Origin of the sequence: Rathayibacter sp. VKM Ac-2856, from assembly GCF_013205055.1 — a bacterium.
In the GTDB taxonomy this organism is placed as follows: domain Bacteria; phylum Actinomycetota; class Actinomycetes; order Actinomycetales; family Microbacteriaceae; genus Rathayibacter.
The window spans coordinates 47,765-65,231 of record NZ_JABMLF010000004.1; the positions used below are offsets into that span (position 1 = coordinate 47,765).

A 17,467-nucleotide genomic window follows, 5' to 3' on the forward strand; every position below is an offset into this window, starting at 1 on the left:
TCCAGGAGCAGCGGGACGCCTCGACGTCTCGAGGACGCCTCGGCGGCGCGGCCCACGTCCATCCTGATCGAGTAGCCCGCGCAGCGGGCGTATCGAGAGATCCCTCGCACGATCACGTCGGTCTCGATACGCCCTCCGGGCTGCTCGACCAGCATGGGGCGGGGCCGCAGGCCCGCCCATCGAGAGGCCCATGCACTCCTTGTGCGCGCGGGACGCGCGCACTCCATGCTGATCGAGCAGCCCGCGCAGCGGGCGTATCGAGATCCACCGCACGATCACGTCGGTCTCGATACGCCCTGCGGGCTACTCGACCAGCATGGGGCGGCCGTCTCCGGGCTGCTCGACCAGCATGCGGGGGCCGCAGGCCGCCGCCCTAAGCTCGAGGGCGCCGGTGGTCGGTGCAGCCCAGCAGGAGGACGAGACGTGGACGTGGTTCTCGGAGTCGACATCGGCACGTCGAGCACCAAGGCGATCCTCGTCGGCCTCGACGGCCGGGTGCTCGCCGAGGCGGCCCGCGCGCACGTCGTCGACCGCCCGCGGCAGGGCTGGGTCGAGATGGACTCCGGGGTCTGGTGGGACGAGTTCCGCAGCCTCGTCGCCGAGCTCACCGCCGCCGTCCCGCACGGCGTCGTCGTCGCGGTCGGCGTCAGCGGCATGGGCCCGTGCGTGCTCCTCACCGACGCGGCCGGCGAGCCGCTGCGCCCGGCGATCCTCTACGGCGTCGACACCCGCAGCGTCGGCATGCTCGACGAGGTGACCGCCCTCCTCGGCGGCGAGGACGCGATGCGCGCCCGCACCGGCTCCGGACTCTCGGCGCAGGCCGCGGGCGTCAAGCTCGCCTGGGTCGCCCGCCACGAGCCCGAGCTCTGGCGCCGCGCCGAGCGCTTCACCATGCCGTCCTCGCGGCTCGTCGAGCTGCTCACCGGCGAGTACGTCCTCGACCACCACTCCGCCAGCCAGTGCACCCCGCTCTACGACGTGGTCCGCGCCGAGTGGATCGACGAGTGGGCCGCGCTCCTCGCCCCCGGCCTCGCACTCCCCCGCCTCGGCTGGCCGGGCGAGACCGCGGGCCGCATCACCCCCGAGGCCGCCGCCGCGACGGGACTCCCGAGCGGCGTCCCCGTGATCTTCGGCACCATCGACGCCTGGGCCGAGAGCCTCAGCGCCGGCCGCCGCCGGCCCGGCCGGGTCTTCCTCCAGTACGGCACCACCATGTTCCTCGTCGCGCCGATGGCCGCCCCGACCCCGCTCGGCGGGATGTGGACGACGGTCGGCGCCGCCCCGGGCGAGCCGACCGCGGCCGGCGGCATGGCCACCTCGGGCGCGGTCACCGACTGGCTGCGCCGACTCACCGGCGCCAGCTGGGCCGAGCTGCTCGACGAGGCCGCGCGCTCCGGACCGGGCGCCGGCGGACTCCTCGTGCTGCCCTACTTCGCCGGCGAGCGCTCGCCGATCGCCGACCCCGACGCGCGCGGCGTGATCGCCGGGCTCGGCGTCGGCTCCACCCGCGGCGACCTCTACCGCGCGGTCCTCGAGGCCACGGCCTTCGCCGTGCGGCACCACCTCGAGGTGCTGCGCGAGCACGGCGTCCCGGTCGACGCGCTGGTCGGCGCCGGCGGCGGGGTCGCGGCCGAGCTCTGGCCGCAGATCGTCAGCGACGTCTGCGGCCTGGAGCAGGTGATCCCCACGGTCTCGGTCGGCGCGGCCTACGGCTCGGCCGTGCTCGCGGCGGGCCTGGTCACCGAGGTCGACATCGAGGAGTGGAACCCCGCCGCGACGACCCTCGTGCCCGATCCGGCCGTCGCCGCGCTCTACGACGAGCTGTACGACGACTACCGCCGGCTCTACCCCGAGACCCGCGACACCGTGCACCGACTGGCGCAGCGGAGCCGCGGGGCCGATAACTACGCCTGAGCGTCCACGCCCTTCGGCGCGCTGCCGTCGTAGCCGCAGATCGCCGCGACCTTGCCGGCCGACGCGCTCGACGGGTCGAACTCGTAGCCGAGCCACTCCCGCGCCATCCGCCGCGCCACCTCGAGCCCGACCACGCGCTGGCCCATGCAGAGCACCTGCGCGTTGTTCGAGAGCACCGAGCGCTCGATGGAGAAGGAGTCGTGCGCCGTGACCGCGCGCACCCCCGGCACCTTGTTCGCCGCGATCGCGACGCCGAGGCCCGTGCCGCAGATCAGGATCGCGCGGTCCGCGGACCCGTCGGCGATCATCCGCGCGGCCGTGACCGCGACGTCCGGGTAGTCGGTGTGCGTGTCGGCGTCGACGCCGACGTCCGTCACCAGCGAGACGCGGTCGTCCTTCATCAGGTCGGCCTTCAGCGCCTCCTTGTACTCGAAGCCCGCGTCGTCCGATCCGACGACGACCCGATAGGTGGTGGTCATTCCGCTCCTCCTTCTGCAGTGGCGTCCGTGATGGTGGTCTCCGCCGCGCTCCGCTCCGCGAGGACGTCCCCGACCGCGGTCAGGATCATCCCCATCGACGTCGCGCCCGCGTCCGGCGTGCCGAGGCTCTTCTCGGCCAGCGGCCGCGCCCGGCCGACCTTCGGCCGCAGCTCCGCGGTCGCCGCGGCGCGCTCGACGCCGACACCCGCCGCCTCCCGCCACGCCTCGACGAGCGGCGCCCCGCCGGACACCCGCTCGCGCAGCACCCGTGCGAACGGCAGCAGCGCGTCGAGCATGGTCTTGTCGCCCTCGCTCGCGCGCCCGAGGTCGACGATCGACTCCGCGAAGGCGTCGACGCCGTCCACGACGTCCGCCGCCGAGTACTCGTCGCGCCCGTCGGTCAGCGAGGCGCCGAGCGCCTCGAGCGCCGCGCCCCAGAGCACCCCGGAGGTGCCGCCCGCCTGCTCCGCCCAGGACTGCCCCGCGCGGGACAGCAGCCAGGCGCCGCCGGCGCGCTCCTCGATCCGGTCGAGGCGCCGCGTCGCCGCGCCGATGCCCTTGAGCATCCCGCGGCCGTGATCGCCGTCGCCGGCGACCGCGTCGATGCGCCCGAGCGCCTCCTCCTCGCGCGTCAGCAGCTCGTGCATCCGCCCGAGCGCGGTGCGGACCGTCTCGCCGAGCGCCACGGCCGCATCGCTGGCGGCCGGTGCCGACTCGTCGACGCCCGCCGCGGCGTCCTCGCCCGAGGGCGCGAGCAGCGCCGCGACCGGAGCCGCGACCCGCCGGTAGGCCGGCGTGTAGGCGTCGGCGCGCCAGTAGCGCTCGAGCTCGTCGTCGAGCCACTGCAGCGTCAGCGAGACGCCGCCCATGTCGAGGCTGGTGACCAGCTCGCCGACCTCGGGCTCGACCGTCTGCAGCCCCGCCTCCTCGAGCCGGCGCGCGAGGTGGCGCCAGAGCAGGAAGAGCTCCTCGTACTTCGTGGTGCCGAGCCCGTTCAGGATCGGCGCGACGCGCGTGCCGGCGCCCGAGGGCCGGTCGGCCAGCAGCCGGTCGGCGAAGAGGTCGGCCAGCTCGGCCGCCCGCATCAGCTCGATGTCGCGGATGCCGGGCTCGCCGTGGATCCCGAGCCCGAGTCCGAGGTGCCCCTCCGGCACGCTGAACAGCGGCTCGCTCGCGCCGGGCATCGTGCAGCCCGAGAACGCGACGCCGAGCGTGCGGGTCGCCGCGTTGCTCGCGTTCCCCACCCGCTCGACCTCGTCGAGGGACGCGCCCTCGGCGGCCGCGGCCCCCATCGCCTTGAACACCGGGAAGTCGCCCGCGATGCCGCGCCGCTTGCCGATCTCCTCGGCCGAGGCGATGTCGTCCGTGACGACGACGATCCGGGTGTCGATCCCCTCCTTGCGCAGCCGCTCGGCCGCGATGCCGAAGTTCATCGTGTCGCCGGCGTAGTTGCCGAAGCTGAACACCACTCCGCGCCCCTGATCGGCCGCCTTCGCGACCGAGTAGGCCTGCGCCGCCGAGGGCGAGGTGAAGATGTTGCCCACCACCGCTCCCGTCGCCAGCCCCGGGCCGACCGTGCCGCTGAACGCCGGGTAGTGCCCGGAGCCGCCGCCGATGACGACCGCGACCTGCGGCTCGGCGCCGGCGGTGCGGTGCGCGACCACTCCGCCCGGCACGCCGCGCAGGCGGTCGGCGTAGAGGGAGAGGAAGCCGGCGAGCTGGTCCTCGGCGAACTCGTCGGGATCGTCGTAGATCGTCGTCATGCGGGTCAGCTCCGGGCGTCGGCCGCGACGACCGCCTCGGTCAGCGACGGGACGATCGAGACCTTGACCGAGCCGCCCTGGCTGTCGGCGACGAGGTCGAGCGCCTCCTGGAACTGCTCGAGCGGGAACTGGTGCGTGCAGATCTCGTCCATCGGGAGGATGCCGCTCTCGAGCAGCTTGATGGCGGCGGGCCAGCAGTTCGGGCCGAGGTGGGCGCCGAGCACGTTGAGCTCCTTGTCGTCGCTGATGATCGACCAGTCGACCGACGCGTTCGAGCCGAAGACGGAGTACTCGACGTAGGTGCCGAGCTTGCGCAGGATGTTGAGGCCCTGCGAGACGGCCGAGGGGTGCCCGGTGGCCTCGATGTAGACGTCGGCGCCGTAGCCGCCGGTGAGCTCCTTGACGACGGCGACCGCGTCCTGCTTGGTGACGTTGATGACGAGGTCGGCGCCGGCCTTGGTGGCGAGCGCGAGCTTCTCGTCGCTCATGTCGAGCGCGATGACCATCTTCGGGTTCTTCTGGCGGGTGCCCGCGATCGCGCCGAGGCCGATCGGGCCGGCACCGGCGATGACGACGACGTCGTCGAACTGGATGCTGCCGCGCTCGACCGCGTGCATGGCGCAGGACAGCGGCTCGCTGAACGCGGCGACCTGCGGGGCGAGGTCGCGGCTGACCGGGTGGGTGAGGGCGCGGGTCGGCACCAGCACGTACTCGGCCATCGCGCCGTCGAAGCCCTTGAAGCCGAACATGTCGTGCGGTCCGCACATCCAGTAGGCGCCCATCAGGCAGTAGCGGCACTCCCAGCACGGCACGATCTGCTCGCAGGCGATGCGGTCGCCGAGGGCGACGCCGCGCTTGGCCAGCGCCGCGTCGTCGCCGGCCACGACGGTGCCGACGAACTCGTGGCCCGCGATGCGGTCGCGCTCGGCCCAGGCGGGGCGGTTCTCGTCGCCCCAGAACTTGGCGGCGCCGTGGTAGCACTTCAGGTCGCTCGCGCAGACGCCGACCGCGTCGACGCGCAGCAGCAGCTCGCCGGCGGCGGGCACCGGCACGGGCACGGTCTCGAGGCGGTAGTCCTCCGGGCCGTGCACGACGACGGCGCGCATCGACTCGGGCACGTCGGAGCCGGTGGCCTGCGCCTGCGGGGCGGCCTGCGGGGAAGGGGTGGTGGTGGTCATGAGGGGAGCCTCCGTCGGTTCGCGGGGCCGCTTCATCGCGGCCCTTCCCGAACCTACCTCCTCCAGAACATATGTCAAGAACAGAATTTCTGTTCTCGCGGAAGAGAGGGTGGCGACCCGATGCCGCGCGGCCGATCCGGTGTCGATTCGGTCTCAGGCCTTGCGGAAATTCTGTGGTGAACATAATTTCTTCTTCGGAGGCGGGTTCGCCGGCCTCCCGCAGCGACGGAGCCGCCCCCGGGGGACGCCGTCGGCCGAGCGATCCAGACCAGCTCCACGAAGCACTCCACCCCCAGTGAACGGAACCCCGCGATGACGCGTGCACTCCCTCCCACCTCGAGCCGTCTCCCGACGTCCCGCCGCCGGCTGATCCTCGCCGCGGTCGTCGTGGTCGTCGTCGCCGCGATGGCGTTCAGCACCAAGGTCGTCGGCGCCGACTCCGACCTGGGCGCCGGCCCCGCCGAGTTCTCCGCCGAGTCTTGGGCCGCCGAGAACTTCCCGGTGATCCAGGAGGGCATCGCCGAGCGCGCCGTCGACGCCCCCACCCTCGCCGCCGCGATCGCCGCCGACAGCGCCGCCGCCGCCACCGAGTACGGCGTCCCCGGCGGCACCGGCCCCGAGTTCTCCACCACCTTCACCGGCACGGTCGGCGCCGGCCAGAACGGCATCTACCCCGTCACGGTCGACGGCGTCCCCGGCGACGTCCTCATCCGCGTGCAGACCGGCCCCGCGATCAACGGCACCGACCTCCGCGACGCCACCGGCACCGTCCAGTTCGGCCAGTTCACCAACCAGATCGACTACCAGGACGCGGCGAGCGCCCTCAACGAGCAGCTGAAGACCGACGTGCTCGGCGCGCTCGACACCACGGCGCTCGAGGGGAAGACGGTCCAGGTCACCGGCGCGTTCCAGCTGATCAACCCCGCCGGATGGCTCGTCACGCCGTCCGAGCTGGTGGTGCAGTGAGCACCGCCGCCGCCGCCCCGGTCGCCGGCATCGGCGAGGTCGTCCTCGAGGCCGTCGACGTGGTCAAGACCTACGGCGCGACCCGCGCGCTCAAGGGCGTCGGCTTCTCGGCGCACCGCGGCCAGGTCACCACGCTCTTCGGTGAGAACGGCGCCGGCAAGTCGACGCTGATGAAGATCCTGTCCGGCGTCGAGCAGCCCACCTCGGGTGAGATCGTCCTGAACGGCACCCCGGTCGCCTTCGAGGACACGGTCGACGCCCGCGAGCACGGCATCTCGATCATCCACCAGGAGCTGAGCCTCGCCCCCAATCTCTCGGTGCGCGACAACATCTTCCTCGGCCGCGAGATCACCGGCCCGTCCGGGGTCGACTACGCCGAGGAGGCGCGTCAGGCGAAGGCGGTCCTCGACGAGCTGGGCGAGGACATCGATCCGCTCACCCTCGTCGCCGATCTGCGGCTCGGCCAGCAGCAGCTGATCGAGATCGCCCGCGCCCTCTCCGTCGACGCGCGGATCCTGATCATGGACGAGCCGACCAGCGCCCTCAGCGCCGCCGAAGTCGAGGTGCTCTTCACCGTCATCCACGACCTCACCGCCCGCGGCGTCTCCATCGTCTACATCTCGCACCACCTGGAGGAGGCGCTGGAGATCACCGACCACGCCGTCGTCCTCCGCGACGGCTCGGTCACCGCGACCGCCGTCGCCGCCGACATCGACCTCGCCTGGGTCGTCCGCGCGATGGTCGGCGAGGGCTTCGACCTCGGCTCCCCGCCCACCGGCTACGCGTTCGGCGACGTCGCGCTCTCGGTGCGCGGAGTGAGCGTCGCGGACCCGGCCATCCCCGGCCGCGACGTGGTCGACCGCATCGACCTCGACGTCCGGAAGGGCGAGATCGTCTGCCTCTACGGGCTGATGGGCGCCGGTCGCACCGAGCTGCTCGAGGCGATCGCCGGCCGCAACGCCGTCACCGCCGGCACGATCTCGAAGAACGGCCGCGACATGGCCGGGATGTCGATCGCCCAGCGGATCGGCGCGGGTCTCGGCCTCGTCCCCGAGGACCGCCAGCGCGACGGCCTGGTGCAGACGATGACCGTCGGCCGGAACCTCTCGCTCGCGAGCATCGGCTCCTTCGTGAAGGGGCTGTTCCTCTCCCCCCGCCGCGAGGTCGACCTCGTCACCGACTCGATCCGCACCGTGCACGTGAAGACCGCGGGCGGCGAGGCGATGATCGGCTCGCTCTCCGGCGGCAACCAGCAGAAGGTCGTCATCGGCAAGATGCTGGCCACGCAGCCCGACGTGATCCTCCTCGACGAGCCCAGCCGCGGCATCGACATCGGCGCCAAGGCCGAGGTGTTCCGGCTCCTCGCCGAGCGCGCCCGCGACGGCCTCGCCGTCGTCTACACGACCTCCGAGGTCGGCGAGTGCCTCAGCATCGCCCACCGCATCATCGTGATGAGCCGAGGCCGGATCGCGGCCGAGTTCGGCTCGGACGTCTCCAAAGAAGACATCATGGCCGCCTCCGGTGAGGCCGTGATCTCGTGACCACTACGGAACGGAAGCCCTCAATGACCTCCACCGCGACCGGGCAGCGACGCCCCGCGCTCTTCAAGGACGGTTTCGACCTCGGCCGCCTGCTGCTGCAGGGGCGCGCGTTCTTCGCGCTGATCGCGATCATCGTCGTGTTCTCGATCCTCTCGCCCAACTACTTCACCGTCGGCAACATCCTCACGATGTCCTCGCACGTGGCGGTCTACGCGATCCTCGCGATCGGCATGCTGCTGGTCATCCTCAACGGCGGCATCGACCTCTCGGTCGGCTCCACGCTGGGCTTCTCGGGCGTCGTCGCCGGCTTCCTGATGCAGGGCGTGCAGATCGGCGGAGTCACCCTCTACCCCGCGCTCTGGGTGGTCGTCGTGCTCTCCTGCGGCGCCGGCGCGCTGATCGGCCTGATCAACGGCATCCTGGTCGCGCGCTTCAAGGTCGCCCCGTTCGTCGCCACCCTCGGCATGCTCTACGTCGTCCGCGGCGTCGGCCTGCTGATGACCAACGGCCTCACCTACAACGACCTCGCCGGGCAGCCCGAGCTCGGCAACACCGGCTTCGACTGGCTCGGCTTCAACCGCCTGCTCGGCCTGCCGATCGGCGTCGTGATCATGATCGTCGTCGCCGTCGCGGTCAGCCTGCTGCTCAACCGCACGGTCTTCGGCCGCTGGCTCTACGCCTCGGGCGGCAACGAGCGCGCCTCGGAGCTGTCGGGCGTGCCGGTGAAGCGGGTCAAGGTCCGCGTCTACGTGCTCTCGGGCCTGTTCGCCGCGATCGCCGGCCTGATCCTCTCCTCCGAGCTCACCAGCGCCAGCCCCACCGCCGGAAACTCCTACGAGCTCACCGCGATCGCCGCCGTCGTCATCGGCGGCGCGGCCCTCACCGGCGGAGTCGGCACCGTCCGCGGCACGCTGCTCGGCGCGTTCGTCATCGGCTTCCTCTCCGACGGCCTCGTCATCATCGGCGTCTCGTCGTACTGGCAGACCGTCTTCACCGGCGCGGTGATCGTCTTCGCGGTCCTGCTGAACGCGGTGCAGTACCGCGGCAAGCCGCGCAAGGGCGGCGCCGGCTCCGGCCCGCGGCCCGCCTCCGACTCGGGAGCGCCGCTCCCCGTCCCCCAGACATCGGGCACCCCGGCCGCCTAGGCCGGTCCACCCGAGAGAACACCTCGGTCGGCCACCGCCGACCGGTCCACAGTGAAAGGAACGACCAATGAACCGCAAGCTGGCAACGGTGCTCGCCGCGGGCGCGGGGCTCACCCTCGTCCTGTCCGGATGCTCCTCCGATGCAGGGACCGCAGGAGAGGCCGCCGGCACCCCCGGCGCCTCCGAGGGCGGCCTCATCTCGATCATCGTCAACGACCCGGCCAACCCCTACTGGCAGACGGAGGGCGACGTCGCGGCGGCCGAGGCCGAGTCGCTCGGCTACACGGCCAACGTGGGCGCCTCGAAGGGCGACACGAACACCGAGAGCAACCTGATCGACACCGCCATCACCAACAAGTCGGTCGCGATCATCCTCGACCCGGCCAACGCCTCCGGCTCGGTCGGCGCCGTCAAGAAGGCCGACGCGGCGGGCATCCCCGTGATCCTCGTCAACGCCGAGATCAACGAGACCGGCCTCGCCAAGGCGCAGCTCGTCTCGAACAACGCCCAGGGCGCGGCGCTCGGCGCGCAGCAGTGGGTCGCCGACGTCGGCGACACGGCGAACTACGCGGAGCTGTTCGGATCCCCCTCCGACAACAACGCGCAGACCCGCTCCAACGGCTACGCGACCGTCATCTCGCAGTACCCCGGCCTCGTCGAGGTCGCGAACCAGGTCGGCAACTGGGACCGCACGGAGGGCCACGACAAGATGCAGTCGATCCTCCAGGCCAACCCCGACGTCACCGGCGTGATCTCCGGCAACGACGAGATGGCGCTCGGCGCGATCGCGGCGCTGAAGGAGGCCGGCAAGCTCGAGCAGGTCAAGGTCGGCGGCTTCGACGGCTCGCCCGACGCGGTCGACGCCATCAAGGCCGGCGAGCTGCAGTACACCGTGCTCCAGCCCGTCGCGACCTTCGCGAAGGAGGCCGTCAAGCAGGCCGACTCCTTCATCCGCACCGGCGAGACCGGCGCCTCGGAGGAGAAGCAGGCGTTCGACTGCATCCTCATCACCAAGGACAACGTCGACAAGATGACGGAGCCCTTCACTCTCTCCGAGTGACCCTCCCCCTCTCCCCTCCCCCGCGAGATGCCACTTGCGCACGCTTTCCACGGCGTGTCGCGCTCATAAGTGGCATCTCGCGGGAGGGGAAGGGACCTGCACGATGCCGAGGAAGAGGGCACAATGACGCACGTGACTCCGCCGCCCAGTGCCCCCCGGCGCTCCGACACCGTCAGGTTCCCCCTCGACGTCGTCTACCAGGCGGCGCGGATGTACTACCTCGAGGACGCCACCCAGGTCGAGATCGCCGCTCGGCTCGACGTCTCCCGCCCCACCGTCAGCCGCCTCATCGCCGAGGCGCGGCGCCTGGGCCTCGTGCAGATCAGCGTGATCGACCCCTTCGTCGACGAGAACACCGGCCTCGCCGACGCCCTCCGCGAGGCCCTCGGCCTGAACGCCGTGCACCTCGCCCCCGTGACCCACTCCGCCACCCTCGGCCGCGACCTCGCCGTCCCGGTCGCCGCCGCCATCGCCGACATGCAGCTCGGCGTCGGCGACGCCCTCCTCATGTCGCTCGGCCGCACCGTGCACGACCTCGCCAGCTCGGGCATGCTCCCCCCGCTCCCCGGCGTGACGATCGTCCCCGCTGTCGGCGGCCAGGCCGAGCCGCAGTCCTGGTTCCAGACCAACGAGATCACCCGGATGGCCGCCGCGGCCACCGGCGCCCGCTCCAGCTTCCTCTTCGCGCAGGCCCTCCCCAGCCCCGCCATGCGCTCCGGCCTCGAGGCCGATCCCGCGTTCCTCCAGGTGCGGGCCCTCTGGAGCAGCGCCAAGGGCGCCCTGCTCGGCATCGGCGCCCCGACCGCCACCCGCCACGAGCTCTCCGCCGGCCTGCCCAGCGACGAGCACCTCTTCGACGAGGCCGCCGGCGACGTCTGCCTCAACTTCTTCCGCGCCGACGGCTCGGCCGTCGAGTTCCCCGGCAGCGAGCGCATGGTCCGCGTCTCCCGCGCCGACCTCGCCGCCCTCCCCCACGCGGTCGGCGTCGCCGTCGGCGTCGACAAGGCCCCGAGCATCCTCGGCGCGGTCCGCGGCTCCCTGATCAACGCACTGGTGACGGACGCCGTGACGGCCCGGGCGGTGCTCGCGGCGGTGTGACGCGCGGCCGAACGGCCCCTGCGATCGCATCCTCCACCGTCCCGATGAGCGCCCCGCCATCGGGCATCTCCTCGGGCGGGTCGTACGGACCACCGGCGTCCGCGGCGCATCGCGGGCCGGGCTCGGGCCTGGCGGTGCAGCGGTGGACGATCGCCTATCGGAACGCCGTGGGTGACGGACAGCGGCCCGCGGACGACTCCGAGAAACGCAGAAGGGAGATCGGCAGCAGCTCTCACAGGCCGACGCGCGCTTCCAGCGAGGCCGACAGAGGATGCCGAGACGACGAGGCGACGTCGTCCGTGCGGCTGCATCACCGCACGGCGACCCGAACGCGGCGCTGTGATGCAGCCGCAGTCCGACGACCGCCCGTGGGCGTTCCTGCGAGCAGGCCCACCGCAGCGCTACGGCCGACCTGTCGCCAACGGGGTCCGGGTCGGCACGTCAGCTTCTCCTACGGCGAGGCGCCTGTCCAGCGACCGCAGGTCGTGAAACACCCCGACGCACCTCATGCCGATCAGGAGCGGAAGCCGTCGGAGGCACTGAGCACCGCGAGGGAGGAGGATGCGCGCATCCGCGGTCCTTCGGTTCCGCGCCTCCATGCCTGACACGGTCTGCCACCGGCACGCGACGCATTTGCGAGCCCAGCGAGCACCTGGCGGGGACGATTCCTCAGCGCGACGCGCGCTTGCCGATCCCTCTACGGCACGGGCACGAAGCCCCTGTCGGTCACTACCGTGACGCTGTGACAGCATGATGACATATCGTGATCAGGTGCACCCTCCGCAGCTCGCTGAGCACGACCCGCCCTTTCAGGATCTGGTGCTCAGCGTCCTCCATCTCAGCAACGTCCTCTCCGCATCCGGGGATCGCCTCGTCGCGGATCTCGGGTTGACCTCGGCGCGCTGGCAGATCCTCGGAGCCCTCGCCGCGGGTGCGCCGCGACCGGTCGCCTGGCTCGCCCGTGACCTCGACGTCTCCCGGCAGAACGTCCAGCGGATCGTGAACGACCTCGAGCGCGACGGCTTCGTGACCTTTGAGCCGAACCCGCACCACCGACGCGCGCAGCTCGTCACCCTGACATCGGACGGCGAGACCGTGCTCGCCGCAGCGGCGGCCCGCGCAGCACCCTGGGCACAGAACGCCGCCGCAGGGCTCGATCCGGCCGACGTCGACACCGCCCGTCGCGTGCTCCACGCGATCGGCACCGCGGTCCACGCCCACGACACCGACTCACGCCCGAAGGACACCGAATGAACGACCGACCGGACCTCCCGCCCCTGCTGAAGTACGGCAACGCGGCGGTGAAACTCCTCAATCGACTCGGCGTGCCGGCCGGGCCCCCGAGGATCCTCACCGTCCGCGGACGCGTCAGCGGGCAAGCCCGTTCCACGCCCGTCTCGATCGTCACCCTCGAAGGCGCCCGCTACGTCGTCGCCGGGCGGCGGATGGAGTGGGTGAAGAACGTCCGCGCGGCGGGCGAGGGCGAGATCCAGCACGGCCGGCGACGAGAGAGGGTGACGTTCACCGAGCTCCCCGAGGAGCAGCGCGGCCCCGTGCTGCGCGCCTACTGGCACCAGCACAGCCAGGGACGCAGAGTCGCCGCGCGCATCTTCGAGGCCGGAGAGAACGCCGGCCCCGACGACTTCGCAGCGGCCGCCCCTCGATGCGCCGTGTTCCGGCTCACCTCGTCGACATGATGCTCCGGAATACATCGAGGCGACGAAGCCCTCGACCAGCCGCGATCGGAGCCCTGCACCGGGCTGAGCCCGGGCACCTCACGGGACGCGGCGGAGCCCCCGCTCGAAGGAGCCGCTCCACCACCGGCCGTGGGGACGGAGGAGGAGCGGCTCCCTCGACGGTCAGGGTCGGAAGACCGCCCGCACGCACCCGTCGGTCTTCTCCTTGAACATGGCGTAGCCGGCGGGGCCGTCCTCGAGCGGCATCACGTGCGTGGCGAGGTGCTCGGTGACGATCTCGTCTCGCGCCATCCTCTCGAGGAGCATCGGGATGTACCGGTGCCCGTGCTGCTGGGCGGACCGGAGCGTGAGGCCCTTGTTCATCACCGCCCCCAGGGGGAACTTGTCGACGAAGCCGCCGAAGACTCCCAGCACGAAGAGGCTGCCGCCCTTGCGCGCGGCGAAGATCGCCTCGCGGACGGCGGTGGGCCTGTCCGTCTGCAGCCGCAGCTGCTGCTTCACCTGGTCGTAGGCGAAGTCGGGTCCGTCGCGGTGCGCCTCCATGCCGACCGCCTCGATGCACACGTCGGGGCCGCGTCCGCCCGTCAGCTCGCGGAGCTCGGCCGTCACCTCGCTCGTCTCGTAGTTCATGGTCTCCGCGCCGATGACCTGCTCGACCTGGGCCAGCCGCTCCTGGAAGCGGTCGATCACGATGACGCGCTCGGCGCCGAGCAGCAGCGACGCGCGCGCCGCCATCTGGCCGACACCGCCGGCGCCCCAGACCGCGACGGTGTCTCCGGGCCGGACCCCGCCGAGGTCCGCTCCCATCCATCCGGTCGGAGCGGCGTCGGAGGCGAAGAGCGCCCGCTCGTCGCTGAGCCCCTCGGGAACGGCGAAGGCGCCCTGGTCGGCGTACGGCACGCGGATGTACTCGGCGTGACTGCCGGCCCACCCGCCCAGCGCGTGGGAGTAGCCGTAGCAGCCGCCGGGCGCCTGGCCCCAGAGCATCTCGGGGATCCCCGCGTTCGGGTTGCCGTTGTCGCACAGGGAGTAGAGCTCGTTGCGGCAGTACCAGCACTTCCCGCAGCTGATGAACGAGCAGACCACCACGCGGTCGCCGACCTTGTGCTTCGTGACGGCCGAGCCGACCTCGACGATCTCGCCGATGAACTCGTGCCCGAGCACGTCGCCCGCTCGCATGGTCGGGACGTACCCGCCGAGGAGGTGCAGATCCGAGCCGCAGCTCGTGGTCAGGGTCACCTTGACGATCGCGTCATGGGCATTGAGGATCCCGGGATCCTCGACGGTCTCCACAGAGAGCTCGTTCACTCCGGTCCAGCACAGAGCCTTCACAGCACACCTCCGCCTTTCGCCTCGTCCTCTGCTTCGTCCACCGCGCCACCGAGCAGGGTGCGCGGTCGCTCTCCGTGCGGTCTCGGGGTCGCCCGCAGGACCTCACCCGTCTCGAAGATCTGCTTGGCGTCGCGCAGAGCCTCACGCAGCGCCTTCCCGGGATCGTCGCCCAACCCGGCATCGGCACCCTCGCGGACCCGAGCGTGGACCTCGAAGCCCTTGTCGCCGGGGGCCGGATCGATACGGATCTCGAGCGACTCCGCCAGACGCGCCAGCGGCTCGGGATACCCGCCGCTCTCGAAGTCCCGGGCCTCGCCCAGGACGGTGACCGCCTTCCACCCTTCCGGGTGCGCCCCGTCCCCGTCGGACTCCCGTTCCTTCTTGACGAGGGAGCGGGCGACGAGCCCCACCGCGACCCCTGCGATGCCGACTCCGACTGCCGCAGCCGCTCTTCCAGCCATGATCACGCCGCCTTTCCCGGCTTGAGGACGACCTTGGTCCACCCGTCGTCCCGGTTGTCGAAGTGCTCGTAGGCGTTCGGCGCCTGCTCGAGCGGCAGCTCGTGACTGACGAGGAACGACGGAGTCGCCTTTCCCGCGGCGATCAGGTCGCGGAGCCGGCGGTTGTACTTCTTGACGGGCGCCTGCCCGGTCCCCATGGTCTGGCCCTTGAACCAGTGCAGGCCCATGTCGAAGGCGATCCGCCCCTGCTTCGCGAGCTCGTCGGCACCACCGGGGTCCTGCGGCACGAAGACGCCGACGGTGCCGATCCGCCCGGTGAAGCGCACCGACTGGACCAGGCGGTTCAGCGTGAGGTTCGGCTGCTCGTCGCCGGCGGGGTCGTGCGCCTGATAGCCGACGCACTCGCAGCCGTTGTCGGCGCCGAGCCCCATGGTGTGCTCCAGCACGGCCTGCACGGGGTCGACCTTCGAGTCGTCGATCGCGATCGCACCGATGGACTCCGCCAGTCGAAGTCGATCCGGATGCCGATCGACGACCATCACCCGGCTCGCACCCTTGATGGTGGCCGACAGCGCGGCCATCAGTCCGACGGGGCCGGCACCGTAGATGACGGTCTGGTCCCCGGGCTTCACCCCCGCCATCTCCGTCGCGTGATAGCCGGTCGGGAAGATGTCGGCGAGCATCACGTAGTCGGCGGACTTCTCCTCCGCGTCCTCTCCCAGCCGAAGGCAGTTGAAATCGCCCCACGGCACCCGCAGCAGCTCGGCCTGGCCGCCGGCCCACGGTCCCATGTCGGCGAACCCGTACGCCGCACCGGCCCACTCGGGGACGGGCTGAGCGGTGAGGCAGTAGTTGGTCAGCCCGCGCTCGCAGTTCTTGCAGTGCCCGCACGCCACGTTGAACGGCAGGACGACGTGATCCCCCACCGCGATCTTGTCGACGCCGTCGCCGACCTCGATCACCTCGCCCATGTTCTCGTGACCGAACCACCGCCCGGTCTCGAAGCTGGTGCGCCCCTCGTACATGTGCAGGTCGGACCCGCAGATGTTCGTGGTCGTGATGCGCACCAGCACGTCGGTGGAGCGCTCGATCCGCGCATCCGGGACGTCTCTCACCGCGACTGTGCGCGGCCCCTCGTACACCACTGCTCTCATGCTCGTTCCCCTCCGTGCGCGACGTTCGGTCGACGCCACCGCGGGTCGGTCGACCCGGCGCTAGGTCGATCTCACGCCCGCGGGACGGGAGGCACCATCGGCAGAACTGCCGATGCGGTCCGCCGTCGAGGGGGTCCCTCCGACGGGGCTCGCAGTGCTATCCCGGTAAGCACCGGTCTTCGGACAATCCCTTTCCTTCGCATCCCCTGCCCCCGGTCCTGAGGTGGTCGAGTCCCGTGTCACGCACTGCTGCGCTCCACCTCGCCGAGACGGCCGCGCGCCCGGGCCCGGTCCGCGAGCGGGCGCAGGCGATGCTGGACGAGCTGCAGCACCACATCCCCTTCGACGGCGCGTGGATGGCGCTGGCCGAGCCGAACGGCACGGGATACCGCTCGGTCGCGAGCACCGACCTCGACGAGTCCTGCGTCCGCTACCTCAGCGGTCCGCAGATGGCGCTCGACATCGAGAGGACCGGTGCGGATCGCGAACGGCCCCCGATCAGCCTGTCGGACGTCCCCCACTCCCCGAGGGACCTGCGGACCTGGGCGGAGTGCCTGCTCCCCGCGGGATTCCACGAGACCCTGTCCGTCGCCCTGTTCGAGGACGGGGGCCGGCACGTGGGCTTCATGACGGTGCTGTTCCGAAGCGCGGAACCGCCGTCGCCTGCGGTCCGCCGACGTCTCGCTCGACTCGTGCCGACGCTCACCTCGGGCATCGACCCCGTCCGCTCGCTCGCCGCGTCGGCCTCGGTCGTCGGCGGAGCCGGGGCAGGCGTGGTCCTCCTCCCGGACCACGGCGTCGCGTCCCTCCCGGGTCTCTCCGCGGACGAGCTGCTCACCGCCGATTCGGCCCTGATCGACGCCGCGAGGAACGTCATCGCCGAGGGGCAGAACCACGCCTCGTTCCTGTGGCCCCGCGGACCCCGGCAGTCGCCGGACGGCTACGTGCGGGTGACGGTGCTGGCCTGCGAGCGAGAACTCGCCGCGGTGACCCGCGGAGTCGTCGTGCTCTCCCCCGCGACGCGCCTGCGGGGCCTGACACCGCGGGAGCTCGAGGTGCTGGGCCACGTGATCGAGGGGTGCTCCAATCTCGAGATCGCCCGGGCGCTGAGAGTCGCTCCCCGCACGGTCGCCACTCACCTCGAGCACATCCTGGTCAAGCTGGACGCCACGTCGCGCACGCTCGCGGCCGTCCGCGCCGCGCGCGCCGGCCTCTACGTCCCCCTCTCGCGAGCCCGGTCCGGATGAGCCCGCCCCGGATGAGCCCGCCCCGGATGAGCTCAAGTACGCGCGCATGTACTACCTCGACGACCGCCACCGCTTCGACTTCGACCAGGACGAGGACCCGTCCTACAGCGACTTCGCCTACACCGCGTTCTCGATCGGCATGGCGTACAGCGCGAGCAACATCACCCGGTTCTCCACGCCCTCACGCCGCATCGCCCTGGCCCACGCCCTGCTGTCCTACTTCTTCGGCACCTTCGTCGTCGCCGTCGCCATCAACCTGATCACCAGCCTCACCCAGGGAGGGTGAGGAGCGCGGCACCTCGTCCGTCTCGGGGCCGCGTCCGCGAACATTTTTGAAGCGAGCAGCGGATCCTCACACCGCGAGCAGGACCGGACCGAGCTGCGGCAGCCCCTCGCGGACGAGACAGGGAGCCGCGGCAGGAGGCCCTGTTC

General features: G+C 71.7%; 15 protein-coding genes and 1 pseudogene. 10 read left to right on the forward strand and 6 right to left on the reverse strand.

All coding sequences use genetic code 11. The annotated features are described in order from the left end of the window. The first annotated feature begins 423 nt into the window (after positions 1-423). Entirely contained in the window at positions 424-1,914 is a 1,491-nt protein-coding gene (locus tag HQQ82_RS13210) for an FGGY family carbohydrate kinase (protein WP_173233944.1), read from the forward strand. Here HQQ82_RS13210 and HQQ82_RS13215 read toward each other — a convergent pair. Genes HQQ82_RS13215 through HQQ82_RS13225 form a run of 3 tightly spaced genes read right to left on the reverse strand, consistent with a single transcriptional unit; the run spans position 1,905 to position 5,334 of the window. Next, on the reverse strand, positions 1,905-2,393 hold the full coding sequence (locus HQQ82_RS13215; protein ID WP_173233946.1) for a ribose-5-phosphate isomerase: 489 nt from the start codon (positions 2,391-2,393) through the stop codon (positions 1,905-1,907). The two genes, HQQ82_RS13210 and HQQ82_RS13215, sit on opposite strands and share 10 nt — an antisense overlap. Then, positions 2,390-4,156, reverse strand: coding sequence for a dihydroxyacetone kinase family protein (locus HQQ82_RS13220; protein ID WP_173233948.1), 1,767 nt, complete (start codon positions 4,154-4,156; stop codon positions 2,390-2,392). The genes HQQ82_RS13215 and HQQ82_RS13220 overlap by 4 nt, the downstream gene beginning before the upstream one ends. A gap of 5 nt (positions 4,157-4,161) precedes the next feature. Beyond that, a complete protein-coding gene (locus tag HQQ82_RS13225; protein WP_173233950.1) occupies positions 4,162-5,334 on the reverse strand; it encodes a zinc-binding dehydrogenase in 1,173 nt (390 codons plus the stop codon). A 312-nt stretch (positions 5,335-5,646) separates the two neighbouring features. Here HQQ82_RS13225 and HQQ82_RS13230 point away from each other — a divergent pair, with 312 nt between their 5' ends. The 7 genes from HQQ82_RS13230 to HQQ82_RS13260 all read left to right on the forward strand — a co-directional run bounded on the left by HQQ82_RS13230 (position 5,647) and on the right by HQQ82_RS13260 (position 12,841). Next, positions 5,647-6,300: a DUF2291 family protein gene (locus HQQ82_RS13230; protein WP_173233952.1), complete on the forward strand. Its 654-nt coding sequence runs from the start codon at positions 5,647-5,649 to the stop codon at positions 6,298-6,300. After that, the gene (locus HQQ82_RS13235; protein ID WP_367947960.1) at positions 6,297-7,841 is read left to right on the forward strand and encodes a sugar ABC transporter ATP-binding protein; all 1,545 of its coding nucleotides are present in this window, start codon (positions 6,297-6,299) and stop codon (positions 7,839-7,841) included. Before HQQ82_RS13230 ends, HQQ82_RS13235 begins: the two co-directional genes overlap by 4 nt. A 23-nt stretch (positions 7,842-7,864) precedes the next feature. Beyond that, on the forward strand, positions 7,865-8,986 hold the full coding sequence (locus tag HQQ82_RS13240; protein WP_173233956.1) for an ABC transporter permease: 1,122 nt from the start codon (positions 7,865-7,867) through the stop codon (positions 8,984-8,986). Between the two features lie 67 nt (positions 8,987-9,053). Further along, a complete protein-coding gene (locus HQQ82_RS13245) occupies positions 9,054-10,046 on the forward strand; it encodes a D-ribose ABC transporter substrate-binding protein (RefSeq protein WP_173233958.1) in 993 nt (330 codons plus the stop codon). A gap of 132 nt (positions 10,047-10,178) precedes the next feature. Further along, on the forward strand, positions 10,179-11,144 hold the full coding sequence (locus HQQ82_RS13250) for a sugar-binding domain-containing protein (protein ID WP_216848607.1): 966 nt from the start codon (positions 10,179-10,181) through the stop codon (positions 11,142-11,144). 888 nt (positions 11,145-12,032) lie between these two features. Beyond that, positions 12,033-12,398: a MarR family winged helix-turn-helix transcriptional regulator gene (locus tag HQQ82_RS13255; protein ID WP_216848608.1), complete on the forward strand. Its 366-nt coding sequence runs from the start codon at positions 12,033-12,035 to the stop codon at positions 12,396-12,398. Next, positions 12,395-12,841 carry a nitroreductase family deazaflavin-dependent oxidoreductase gene (locus HQQ82_RS13260; RefSeq protein ID WP_173233968.1) on the forward strand — a complete coding sequence of 149 codons (447 nt, stop codon included), beginning with the start codon at positions 12,395-12,397 and terminating at the stop codon, positions 12,839-12,841. The genes HQQ82_RS13255 and HQQ82_RS13260 overlap by 4 nt, the downstream gene beginning before the upstream one ends. Positions 12,842-13,003: 162 nt before the next feature. Here HQQ82_RS13260 and HQQ82_RS13265 read toward each other — a convergent pair whose 3' ends face one another. Genes HQQ82_RS13265 through HQQ82_RS13275 form a run of 3 tightly spaced genes read right to left on the reverse strand, consistent with a single transcriptional unit; the run spans position 13,004 to position 15,788 of the window. After that, a complete protein-coding gene (locus tag HQQ82_RS13265) occupies positions 13,004-14,134 on the reverse strand; it encodes a zinc-dependent alcohol dehydrogenase (protein WP_367947959.1) in 1,131 nt (376 codons plus the stop codon). 35 nt (positions 14,135-14,169) lie between these two features. After that, positions 14,170-14,583, reverse strand: a complete 414-nt coding sequence (locus HQQ82_RS13270) for a hypothetical protein (RefSeq protein ID WP_173233972.1) — start codon at positions 14,581-14,583, stop codon at positions 14,170-14,172. A gap of 53 nt (positions 14,584-14,636) precedes the next feature. Next, a complete protein-coding gene (locus HQQ82_RS13275) occupies positions 14,637-15,788 on the reverse strand; it encodes a glutathione-independent formaldehyde dehydrogenase (RefSeq protein WP_173233974.1) in 1,152 nt (383 codons plus the stop codon). Positions 15,789-16,024: 236 nt separating this feature from the next. Between HQQ82_RS13275 and HQQ82_RS20640 the strand changes: the two genes are divergently transcribed. Together HQQ82_RS20640 and HQQ82_RS13285 are read left to right on the forward strand one after the other, a co-directional pair. Next, positions 16,025-17,035, forward strand: coding sequence for a LuxR C-terminal-related transcriptional regulator (locus HQQ82_RS20640; protein WP_173233976.1), 1,011 nt, complete (start codon positions 16,025-16,027; stop codon positions 17,033-17,035). Positions 17,036-17,078: 43 nt separating this feature from the next. After that, positions 17,079-17,321 (forward strand): annotated as a pseudogene (locus tag HQQ82_RS13285) (DUF1345 domain-containing protein); the annotation flags it as partial. Between the last annotated feature and the right edge of the window lie 146 nt (positions 17,322-17,467).

Excerpts from the sequence above, each read along its gene's own strand:
- HQQ82_RS13225 (WP_173233950.1), bottom strand. The coding sequence starts at position 5,334 with ATGACCACCACCACCCCTTCCCCGCAGGCCGCCCCGCAGGCGCAGGCC.
- HQQ82_RS13260 (WP_173233968.1), top strand. The coding sequence starts at position 12,395 with ATGAACGACCGACCGGACCTCCCGCCCCTGCTGAAGTACGGCAACGCG.
- HQQ82_RS13275 (WP_173233974.1), bottom strand. The coding sequence starts at position 15,788 with ATGAGAGCAGTGGTGTACGAGGGGCCGCGCACAGTCGCGGTGAGAGAC.
- HQQ82_RS13245 (WP_173233958.1), top strand. The coding sequence starts at position 9,054 with ATGAACCGCAAGCTGGCAACGGTGCTCGCCGCGGGCGCGGGGCTCACC.
- HQQ82_RS13215 (WP_173233946.1), bottom strand. The coding sequence starts at position 2,393 with ATGACCACCACCTATCGGGTCGTCGTCGGATCGGACGACGCGGGCTTC.
- HQQ82_RS13220 (WP_173233948.1), bottom strand. The coding sequence starts at position 4,156 with ATGACGACGATCTACGACGATCCCGACGAGTTCGCCGAGGACCAGCTC.
- HQQ82_RS13230 (WP_173233952.1), top strand. The coding sequence starts at position 5,647 with ATGACGCGTGCACTCCCTCCCACCTCGAGCCGTCTCCCGACGTCCCGC.
- HQQ82_RS13240 (WP_173233956.1), top strand. The coding sequence starts at position 7,865 with ATGACCTCCACCGCGACCGGGCAGCGACGCCCCGCGCTCTTCAAGGAC.